Source organism: Streptomyces sp. UNOC14_S4 (genome assembly GCF_020740835.1).
GTDB lineage: Bacteria > Actinomycetota > Actinomycetes > Streptomycetales > Streptomycetaceae > Streptomyces.
On the sequence record NZ_JAINFC010000012.1, the window covers coordinates 25,806 to 35,548 of the forward strand.

The 9,743-nt window shown below is 69.3% G+C and carries 9 protein-coding genes; 2 read left to right on the forward strand and 7 right to left on the reverse strand.

Annotated elements, in window-relative coordinates:
* Positions 1–177 precede the first annotated feature (177 nt).
* Complete coding sequence (locus K6I34_RS02315) at positions 178–828, forward strand: trimeric intracellular cation channel family protein (protein WP_229322293.1); 651 nt, start codon at positions 178–180, stop codon at positions 826–828.
* 153 nt (positions 829–981) lie between these two features.
* Here the strand turns inward: K6I34_RS02315 and K6I34_RS02320 are convergent, their stop codons facing one another.
* The 7 genes from K6I34_RS02320 to K6I34_RS02350 all read right to left on the reverse strand — a co-directional run bounded on the left by K6I34_RS02320 (position 982) and on the right by K6I34_RS02350 (position 8,650).
* Positions 982–1,545 (reverse strand): YbaK/EbsC family protein, encoded by a 564-nt coding sequence (locus K6I34_RS02320; protein ID WP_229322294.1) that lies wholly within the window; start codon positions 1,543–1,545, stop codon positions 982–984.
* Positions 1,542–2,351: a hypothetical protein gene (locus K6I34_RS02325; protein WP_229322295.1), complete on the reverse strand. Its 810-nt coding sequence runs from the start codon at positions 2,349–2,351 to the stop codon at positions 1,542–1,544. Before K6I34_RS02325 ends, K6I34_RS02320 begins: the two co-directional genes overlap by 4 nt.
* Positions 2,338–3,105 carry a class II glutamine amidotransferase gene (locus K6I34_RS02330; RefSeq protein ID WP_229322296.1) on the reverse strand — a complete coding sequence of 256 codons (768 nt, stop codon included), beginning with the start codon at positions 3,103–3,105 and terminating at the stop codon, positions 2,338–2,340. Before K6I34_RS02330 ends, K6I34_RS02325 begins: the two co-directional genes overlap by 14 nt.
* Positions 3,106–3,111: 6 nt before the next feature.
* Complete coding sequence (locus tag K6I34_RS02335) at positions 3,112–4,458, reverse strand: acetyl-CoA carboxylase biotin carboxylase subunit family protein (RefSeq protein ID WP_229322297.1); 1,347 nt, start codon at positions 4,456–4,458, stop codon at positions 3,112–3,114.
* A gap of 25 nt (positions 4,459–4,483) precedes the next feature.
* Positions 4,484–6,019 carry a PqqD family protein gene (locus tag K6I34_RS02340; RefSeq protein ID WP_229322298.1) on the reverse strand — a complete coding sequence of 512 codons (1,536 nt, stop codon included), beginning with the start codon at positions 6,017–6,019 and terminating at the stop codon, positions 4,484–4,486.
* 151 nt (positions 6,020–6,170) lie between these two features.
* On the reverse strand, positions 6,171–7,415 hold the full coding sequence (locus K6I34_RS02345; RefSeq protein WP_229322299.1) for an MFS transporter: 1,245 nt from the start codon (positions 7,413–7,415) through the stop codon (positions 6,171–6,173).
* Positions 7,412–8,650, reverse strand: coding sequence for an ATP-grasp domain-containing protein (locus tag K6I34_RS02350; protein ID WP_229322300.1), 1,239 nt, complete (start codon positions 8,648–8,650; stop codon positions 7,412–7,414). The genes K6I34_RS02345 and K6I34_RS02350 overlap by 4 nt, the downstream gene beginning before the upstream one ends.
* 197 nt (positions 8,651–8,847) lie before the next feature.
* Here K6I34_RS02350 and K6I34_RS02355 point away from each other — a divergent pair.
* A partial coding sequence (locus K6I34_RS02355) for a LysR family transcriptional regulator (RefSeq protein WP_229322301.1) occupies positions 8,848–9,743 on the forward strand: 896 nt, incomplete at its 3' end.

Below are 9,743 nucleotides of genomic sequence, written 5' to 3' on the forward strand. Positions count from 1 at the left end.
GGGCAGGCACAAGCGCCGTCGCTGATCGTCGACGTCGACGATCAGCCTTTCGGCCACCCACCTCCGGCCGGAAGAACGAGGCGCGTGCGGCCGTGCTCCTGGTTGGCTGGCGTGGTTGTGCGCTGGGTCGAGGGTGCCCCTGCCGAAGTCATACGCGTCATCCGGTGGGAGGCAGCCGTGGTCCTGTACGTGCTCTACCTGATAGGGATCGCGGCCTTCGCCGCCAGCGGTGTGCTCGCCGCCCACCAGGCGCGGCTGGACCCGTTCGGCGGCCTGGTCCTCGCCTTCGCCGCGGCGATCTCGGGCGGCACCCTGCGCGACCTGATCCTGGACCGGCATCCGCTGTACTGGACGCACGACTGGGTCCTGCTCACCGTCATCGCCGCCACCGCCGTCGCCACGATGGCCCTCCTGCGCCACCGGCGGCTCCCACACCGCAGCCTGATGACCGTGGACGCCGTGGGCCTGTCCGTCGTCACGGTGATCGGCGCCCGCGCCGCCGCCGACGTGGGCGCCACCCCGCTCGCCGTCATCATGCTGGCCGTACTGACGGGCGTGACCGGCGAAGTCGTACGCGACCTGCTATGCGGGCAGTTCCCGCCCCTGCTGCTGCGCGAGGACATCTACGCCACCGCTGCCGCCGCGGGCGCGGGCGTGTATCTGCTCCTGCGCTGGGCGGGTGCGGCTCCCACCCCCACCACGATCGCCGCGGCGGCGACGGTCTTCGCGATCCGTATGACGGCGCTCCACTTCGACCTGCACTTCCCGAGGCTCGCCGCACGGGGCACCGCGACTCCACCGCCGCCCGAGCCGCCGGCTGCCTCCTGAGCACATGCGCAGGGGCACATGCGCAAGGGGCACATGCGCAAGGGCGCATACGCAAGGGCCTGGCGCATGCGCGAGGGCCCGCACGCGGTGTGCGTGCGGGCCCCTGTGCGAGAGCCGCGCCCCGGGGGTAGGCGGCGGCTCTCCGAGCGGGTGTCAGCGACCGGAGTCCGCCGACACCTCCTCGCTGACGGCGAGCTCCTCGCTGATGGATTCCACCCGCGGCTCGGCCAGCCGGACGTAGTCCTCGGTGTCCAGCGCCAGGGAGCGGTCCAGCTCGATGTTGAAGAACATCTCCTCGTGCGCGAGCAGGGCCGGGTCCACCACGAGTTCCAGGGCCGGGTCGAAGGTGAACGGGACGATGGCACCGCTGGTGCACCCCGTCAGCCGTTCGGCCGTCGGCTGGTCCGCGAACATCGCGTGGCGGGCTTCGCACAGCTCGGCGATCCGGCCCAGGTCCACGCGCCGGTCGCCGGGGACGGTCGCCAGGACGTAGTGCGACGTCTTCTTGGTCTTCTTGACCCGCACCACGACGCACTTGGCCGCCTGGGCGAGGTCGTTCCCGCGCAGCGCGCTGACGACGTCGGTACGCCCCTCGGCCTCGTGCTCGATCCGGCGGAAGCGGGCCCCGCCCTCCTCCAGCAGACGCAGGAGCCTGCCCGAGGCGGGTTCCTGCGTGAAGGCGGGCTCCCCGGTCTGCTGTGCCGATCCCCCGGTCATCCCCACACCACCGCCGAGCCGAGCTCCTCGTCGGCGAAGCCGAGGAAGAAGCCCATGGTGATCCGGTCGGAGCCGGAGACCCGCTCGATCGAGTGGTACTGCATCGGGTTGATCACGTAGACGTCGCCGGCCTGCGGCTTGAACTCGTGACCGGGGTGGCCCTCGACCACGCCCTCGTCGTAGCCGAGACCGCCCTCGATCTTGAAGGTCTCGTCCTCGGGCTGCCACGGCCGCCGGTAGATGCGCAGCTCGCCGCCCTCGTCGCACTCCTGCACACAGACGACGCAGCTGAGCTGCTGGGCGAGGCCGGCCAGCACGATGCCCGTGTCGGCCGCGTCCCGCATGATGTTGTCGTTGTGCAGCGGGTTGCGCACGCCGTCCGCGTGGATGCGGACGACCGAGGCCGCGTACTCCCGGCCGTCCGGCTCGCGGGCCGGCTCGAGCGAGTCGAGGCCGAAGGCCTTGCGCAGGCCCTCGCGCACGCGCTCGGCGAGGTCGAAGGAGACGCCGTCGAGCATCGCCTGCGCGTCCTTGCTCTCCTGGAAGTACGTGTCCAGGTCGGACAGGTGCTTGGCCAGGTACGGGCCGATCGTGGTGAGCGTGCCGTTGGAGTAGCTCGTCGTGGAGGCGTTGGCGAACAGTTCCCCGATGCGCTCCCGGTTCTTGGTGAACGCCTCCTCGGGCAGCAGGTTGCGCAGCACGACCACGGCCACCTCCCCGGTCGCCAGCTTGCGCAGCAGCTCGTGGCCGGGCTGCTCGGTGGCCGCGTCGATGACCACGCGGGCGAAGGTGTCAGTGCTGGACATGAAGGGCTTCTCCTTGACGTGCTGTGCTGCTCGTGCTGCTCGTGCTGCCGTTGAGAGGGATTTCGATGAGGCTGTCGGGAGCGAGGGGCTCCCACTGGTCCAACGGCGCCAGATCGGGTATCCGCTCCGACGCGATGACCGTGTACCGGTCCGTGCGCAGGCGGAACATGCCGAAGTAGACGGGCGAGGCGACCCCGGGTGAAGTCCAGTGGATGACGTACGCGACGTCGGAGTTCACCGCGATGGCGTTGCCCGAACTTCCCCCGGCGGGAATCGCCCGCAGCCGTTCGAGCGTCTGCTGCTCGTCGAGCCTGCGGCTTCCCTCGGGGATGATGTAGTCGAAGTATTCCCGCGAGTCGAACTCGGACTCCGGAAGGCCGAGTTTCTGGTGGACCGTGGGCAGGAAACCGTTGTGCATGAAATGCCAGGTGGTCTCGGCTTCCCGCGTCAGGGGATGCGTGAACTGCAGCCCGTGGTTCTTCGGGAGCGTCGCGTGCCTGGCGTGGACGGCCAGGAAATCGGTGTCGAGCTCCGCGACCGGGGATTCGTGATGGCTGTCCGTGAGCGGCCGCACGTCGCGGTGCAGCGCGATGCCCTGCGGGGCATCGGGGTCGCGCCAGAGCGCTCCCCAGCCGTTGGGGTGCACATCGGTGGGCCCGTCGTGGTCGGCGGTGCGGCCACAGCTCATCGCCTCGGCGGCTTTGAGGATGTCGTTCGCCGAGAACTGCCCGGAGGCCAGGATGAGTCGGCACATGGTCGGTCAGGCTCGCCTTCGGTTGTCGGCCAGGAATGAGAGAACGGAGCGGACGTCGCCGCCTTGGTCGCTGGTGACGACGACCCGTCCGACGGAGCCGCCGTGGCGTGCGATGTCGGACGCGAGCGTGGTCCGCTCGTCGTCGGTGAGCCCCGCGGCAGAAGGGGCCGGGCCCGCGGGGACGATGTCCAGCGAGCATCCGGCCGGGGAAAGCCCGGCCGCCGCGGCCAATTGCTCCTCGGAAGTGGCACGGATCTGTCCGGCGGTCGCGGCGGTCGCCGTCCCGGACGTGCCGATCAGCTCCCGCGGGTCCGCGCCGTCCAGGTGGACACGGAATGTCAGCTCGGCCCAGTTCAGGCCGGTCGCCCGCTCGATGAGCGCCACCAGGGCGCCGCCGGAGAGCCGGAATCCCATCTCCACGAGCACGGGTCCGTCCGCGCCGAGAATGGCGTCGATGTGGAACGGGCCTTCGTGATATCCGGCGGCGTCGACACAGGACTGTGTCAGCTCCAGGAGTTCCGCGGTGGCGGTGCTCCCGTGCCGGGCGATGTGGCCCACCTCGCGGAATCCCGCGGGCTCGTCCGGCTCGCCCTCGGTGCCGCCTTCGGTGCCGTCCTCGACTGCGGTGAATTTCTCGCAGACGCTCAGCAGGACCGCGTTCCCGTCATGGGCCACGCCCTGCAGGGAGACTTCGGGTCCCTTGACGAATTCCTCCGCGATGACCCCGGTGAACGCGCCGCCTCCGTAATTGGCCAGCCGCTCGATGTGCCGGAGCGCGTCACGTCGTTCTTCGGCTCCTTGGACGAGAAAGACACCGAGGCCTCCCCCGCCGTCCACCGGCTTGATCACCTGCGGATAGCCGAGCTCCTCGGCCTCCTCGCCCGCGTCGCCCTCGTCGGCCGACGGGCCCAGGAGTTGCTGCCGCGGCTGCGGAAGGTGACCCGCGACCTCACGGACGGCGGTCCGCAGTTCGTGCTTGTCGAGCGGGCGGAATTCCTCCCCCACCGACGGCCAGGGCAGCGTGCGCAGCGACTGCGCCAGGGCGAAACCGGCGTACACGTAGCGCTCGAAGCCCGACAGGAGCAGCACCGGACGCACCTGCGCGTCGGCGAGCGCCTTGCGCACCTGCTCGGGGTCCTGCGGCTCCTCGACGCCGATCTCCAGGTCGAACGGCCGGCGCCCCAGCAGCCTGCGCCAGCGCAGATACGCGGGCGTCTCCACCAGCACGGCGCGCAGTGACCGCCGTCGGGCGCAGTCCAGATAGGGATCGAGTCCGTCCCGGGTCGCGCCCAGTTGTACGAAGTCGCCTGCGACGGCGGCCCCTTCCACGGCTCCCTCCGCGGACCCCTCCATGGACCTCTCCTTGTCCCCCTCCATGTCAGCGGCCGGAGAGGAGCTCGGGGACCAGCGGGCCGTCGGCGCTCTGCCGCGTCTGGATGACGGCCTTGTGCGGGTCGCCCTCGAGGATGGCGTCGATCAGCTGGGTGCTCTGGGGCGTGGTGGAGGGCAGTCGCAGGGAGCTGCGGTAGAGCACGCGGAGCTGGCTCAGCTTCAGGCCGGTGATCTGCTCCAGCCGGGCGGCCACCGCGGTCTCGTCCCCCTCCTCCGGATCGAAGCTGCCGCCCAGGAGGGTCTCGATGACCGCCGTGCGCTCCAGCAGGTCCGGCTGCTCCTTGCGGAGGTAGTCGTCCAGGCCCAGGCCCTTCTCGGTGAACGGGGCGTAGACCGCGGCGACGAACTGCTCCTCGGTCACGCCGTACGCCTCGGCGGCGTACGCGTTCATGGCCTCGCGCATGCGCTCCGCGGCGCCCTCGCCCGCGTACCGCTCGCGCATCATCTCGACGAGCTGGGGCGGGAATTCCTTCTTGTGCATGAGGGAAATCGCGAAGTCGACGTATTCCGCCAGCCCCTCGGCGTACGTCTGGCCGTAGCGCCGCTCGCACTTGAGCGCGCGCAGGTGGGCCATGAGCGCGGGGTTTCCGCAGTCGGACTCCGTGAAGCTGAAGGCGATGTCGTCGAAGAGGAAGCCCAGGTAGTCCGTCAGCAGCTCCCAGTGGTCGCCGGACGCGTAGGCGGTGTCCTGGTAGATCGAGAAGAATTCCAGACCCGTGCGGACGTCCGAGTGGACGGAGTGCTCGGCGATGGTGTCGACGGCCTCTTCGCCGTGGATGTCGGCGAAGTACGCCTGGGAGATGTTGTCGAGCGCGGTGAGGAAGCCCTGGAAGGTGCCTCGCATCTCACGCGGCGGCTGCAGCCCGAACTTCCGGGCGAGTCGCGAGACCCACAGGTAGTAGTCGCGCTGCTCCTGCTTGGAGTCGCCGGTGATGATGAGGTCGACACCGCCGTCGTAGCCCGCCGCGAGCCCGAAGGCGTTGAGCATGCTGAGGTTGCACGCGTTGCAGAAGGTGGGGCGGGCGTCGGCGGCGGTGCGGTGGCCGGTCATGAGGATGTCGGTGCGGTTCCGCCCCACGACATCGCTGGTCTGCGGCAGGTTCGCGTCGAAGTTCCGCACCAGTCGGCCGTCGATCAGGAGCAGTTCGGTGCTGGGGTCCCCGTAGAGGTGGAGAGCCCGGTAGGCACGGTCGATGTTGTCCATCACGGCCTGCGGCATTCCCGCGTGCCGGTTCGTCGCGACGCGCATGCGGAACGTCGATCCGTGGGCCTGCGAGATGATCAGCTGCATCGTGCGGACGAAGGCCAGCGTGTAGGAACTGTCCTTGCCGCCGCCGTACGCGACCAGCACCACATTGCGGTCCAGGTTCTCCTGGTCCGGAAGCGCGCCATGGAGCCGCATGGCGCACTTGACCGCACCCTCGTAGTTTTCCTTGGACAGCACTTCACGGAGCTGCCGAAGGGCTTCCGAGTGCTCGACCTCCCGCGGCATGTCCATGTACATGGGTGTGCTGTGCGACATGATGAATTTCCTTGCTGACGTGCGAATGTGCCACCGCAGCCGTGCGCCGTGACCCCCGTCGTGGCTCCGAACACGCCGACGGCTGCGGGATGGTGAATTGAGGTCAGGGGAGCGGGACAGGTAAGCGGGATGGTGAATTGGTGAATTGAGGTCAGGAAACGGGCTGCGCGGGAACCGGGGTGTCCGCGTCCGTGTCCGCGTCGGCATCCGCGTCACGGATCAGCCAGTGCAGCAGTCCGCCCAGCACCGCCACGAGAACGGCGAGTACGAGCAGGATGGCGCGGACCGACACCGCGTTCCCCGCGATGCCCACCCAGGCGACGAAGGAGAGCTGCACCGCGGACGACGCCACGAAGACCGCGCTGAGGATCTTGCCCAGGTCCGCGTCAGGGGCGTCACGCTGGATGTACGCGGGGAACATGATGTTGGCGCAGCTGAGGAAGAACCCCAGCAGCACACCCGCGGCCAGACCCGAGCGGAAGCCGGGAGCGAGGGCGAAGAGAATCGCGAACAGGCCGGTGAGCAGGAGCGATCTCGACAGGTTCGCGTGCTTCCGCTCACCGAAGAGCCGCGACACGAGCAGACCGGCCGCCAGGGCGCCGATGCCCCAGGTGCTGTCGAGCACGCCGAAGCCGGAGGCGTCCGTGCCCAGGTCGTTCTGGGCGAAGGGGGCGAGCAGGGTGTTGGCGGCGGCCAGGAAGCCCACCGGCACCGCGGAGAACACGGTCACCAGCAGCAGCTTCCGGTCGGTCCGCAGGACCGTGAAGGCCGTACGGAACTCCGCGGCCAGGCCCGCCTTCGCCGCCTTCCGCGCCGGCCGCACCGCGGGGACGAGGAAGAGGAGCGACGCCGCTCCCAGGTAGGCGGCGGCCGGCATCCAGAGGGCCGATCCGCCCCAGGCGTCCACGAGGGGCCCGCCGGCGAGAGCGCCGACGATGGTGCCGATCTGCGTCATGATCTGCCACTGCGCGTTGGTGCGGACGAGACGGTCGTCCACGGAGACGGCGGGCAGCAGCGCCCCGTAACACGGGAGGGTGATGGCGTTCCCGACGCCGATGACCAGGGTGGCGAGGAACAGGTGCCACATCCGCAGCTCCCCGGCCGCGGAGCAGAGAGCCAGCCCCGCGGCCGCCGCCGCCCTGAGCACCTCGGCGCACTGGGCGAGCGTGCGCCGTTCCCACCGGTCGATCAGGAGGCCGCCGTAGAGACCGAGGACCAGGGAGGGCACGGCGAGGGCCCCGGCCAGCAGCGCCTGCCCCCGTGTACCGGCCCCGCACTGCAGCGCGAGCCAGGAACTCAGGATGAAGTAGGCCGCCACGCCGATGAACGAGACCATCCTGGTCGCCATCAGCGCGACGAGCGGCCCTCTCCCGGCAGCCGTCGGTTCCGGCGTCACGAGAGTAGAAATATCCGGTCCTTAAGCTGCTGGATGCGCTGGTAGTCATCCAGGATGGCGGCACGGGACTCGTGCGCCATAAAGATGCGCAGCGGGCTGCTGGAAAGGTCCTCGGTCGGGATGAGCTGAGCCCCGGCCGATGGCTTCACAATCATCTTGAAGACCGCTTCGAGGGAGTTGACCGCCTCGATCGCGGCCCTGTCGAAGCCCTCGATCTTGCCGTTCAGGGTCGTGCTCGCGTTGTGCACGATCGCCTCGGTGCGCTTCTGGTACTTCCGCCCGCCGTATTCCTTGATGAATGCGTCGGGATCGACGGCGGCCAGAGCGACGAGATCGGCCTGGTTGGCGTCCATGCACGCGCTGTGGAACTCCGGGTGGGAATTCCCGTTCATCCGTGCGGCGACTTCCACGAGCATCGGGCCGGAATCGGTCATCATGACCTCGGCGTGCGCGGCACCGTAATCGATGCCCAGCGCGTCGAGGACCGTGTAGACATAGGACGCGAGTTCCTCGGCGGGCTCCTCGTCGGAGGCGAGGAGGACGTCCTTGTCGTAAATACGGCGGCCCGACTCCAGCATGCGCTTCTCGTAGCGCCAGACACCGGCCAGGAAGCGCCGGCCCCGGCCGCTCACCGCGTCCACGATGTACTCGGTGCCGTCCATGCGCTCCTGCACGAGCACCTCGGCGTTGCGGCGACCGAAGAGATCGGCGGAACTCTGAATGCTCTGAGCTGCGGCGACAACGGCCGCCCGGTCCGCGCAGAAGTGCACTCCGTCGGAGCCGGTGGAACTCATCGGCTTGACGACGACCGGATAGGAAGCCAGCCGCTCCGCCCAGTCCGCCAGCTCATCGGGGTCGGAACCCTTGAACTGCTGGACGCAGCGGATACCGGCGCGGCGCAGCGCCTCCAGCATTTCGTATTTGTCGCGCCGGGCCGCCGAGAGGGCCGTACCGTTCCCCTCCAGGCCGAGCTTTTCGCTCAGCCGGTCGGACATCTCGACACCCATTTCACTGCCGGTCGTCACGCATATGGGCGACCACTGGCGGAGCTCCGCCACGAGTGCGTCCTCGTCGCCATCGGCGTCGAACGACGCGAGATAGGCGGAGAGGTCCGGAACGGCCAGCACGTTCTGCACGGACCGGTCACTGAATACATGAATGACCTGGACACCCTGCCGCGCGAAAGCCGCGGGCAGGTAATTTCCCATCGCATGGCCGTCCACGATGACGGCCACGGGGCCATTTTTCGAATGGTCCACAAAACCCTCTTGATCACTTGCGGGGCGGAATGGGCGAATGCAAACAAAAAGGCAATAAGGGGCCCAGCGCCGACTTTCTGGGAACTCGTGGCGACGACGTTACTACAGCAATGCACACCGAGTAACTGATTGCCCTGTGAAATATCCTGAAGGGCAGGTATTAGCATGGCTTCATGCTCGACATCAACAGGCTGCGGGCCCTGCACGCCGTGGCCGTGCACGGCTCCATCAGCGGCGCCGCGACGGCCCTGGGCTTCACCCCGTCCGCGGTCTCCCAGCAGATCACCAAGCTGGAACGCGAGACACGGACCGCGCTGCTCGACCGGCACGCCCGGCATGTGACGCTCACCCCGGCGGCCGAGGCCCTGGCCGAAACCGCGCGCCAGGTCGTCGCCCTGCTGGAGCAGGCGGAAACAGGCCTGGAGGCCCAGCGCCGCACCCCCTGCGGCACCCTGCGCCTGGCGGCCTTCCCCACCGCGTGCCGCTCCCTGGTGCCGGGCATGCTCGCCGACCTCACCCGCCGGTACGAGGAACTCGACTGCCGCCTGGTCGAGGCCGACCCGTCCCACGCGCTGGGCCTGGTCACCGAGGGCGAGGTCGACATGGCGATCGTGCACGACTGGCACAACGTCACCCTGGTCGTGCCCAGCGCGCTGGCGACGTACGAGGTCGGTGAGGACGTGGGCGACGTCCTGCTCCACGAGGACCACCCGATGGCGGACCGCCGCGGCCTGACCCTGGACGACCTCCTGGACCAGCGCTGGATCAGCCACTCCCCCGGCGCCATGTGCCACAGCTGGCTGGAACGCACCTTCACCGACCGGGGCCTTCGCCCTGATATCGCCTACTACGCGGACGAGTTCCAGTCCCAGATAGCCCTGGTGGCCGCGGGCCTCGGAGCAGCCGTCGTCCCGAGACTGGGCCGCGGGCCCCTGCCGCCCGACGTCCGGGCCATCCCCCTGGACCCGGGGCCGCATCGCAAGATCTACGCGGTCTGGCGCAGGCAGACGGGGAGCCGGCCTTCGATTCGGGCGGCGTTGGGGGCGTTGCGGATGCCGGAGGAGGGTGG

Bases quoted from the DNA above. Each gene is read 5' to 3' on its own strand.
- K6I34_RS02320 (WP_229322294.1), bottom strand. From the start codon at position 1,545: ATGACCGGGGGATCGGCACAGCAGACCGGGGAGCCCGCCTTCACGCAG.
- K6I34_RS02325 (WP_229322295.1), bottom strand. From the start codon at position 2,351: ATGTCCAGCACTGACACCTTCGCCCGCGTGGTCATCGACGCGGCCACC.
- K6I34_RS02330 (WP_229322296.1), bottom strand. From the start codon at position 3,105: ATGTGCCGACTCATCCTGGCCTCCGGGCAGTTCTCGGCGAACGACATC.
- K6I34_RS02335 (WP_229322297.1), bottom strand. From the start codon at position 4,458: ATGGAGGGGTCCGCGGAGGGAGCCGTGGAAGGGGCCGCCGTCGCAGGC.
- K6I34_RS02340 (WP_229322298.1), bottom strand. From the start codon at position 6,019: ATGTCGCACAGCACACCCATGTACATGGACATGCCGCGGGAGGTCGAG.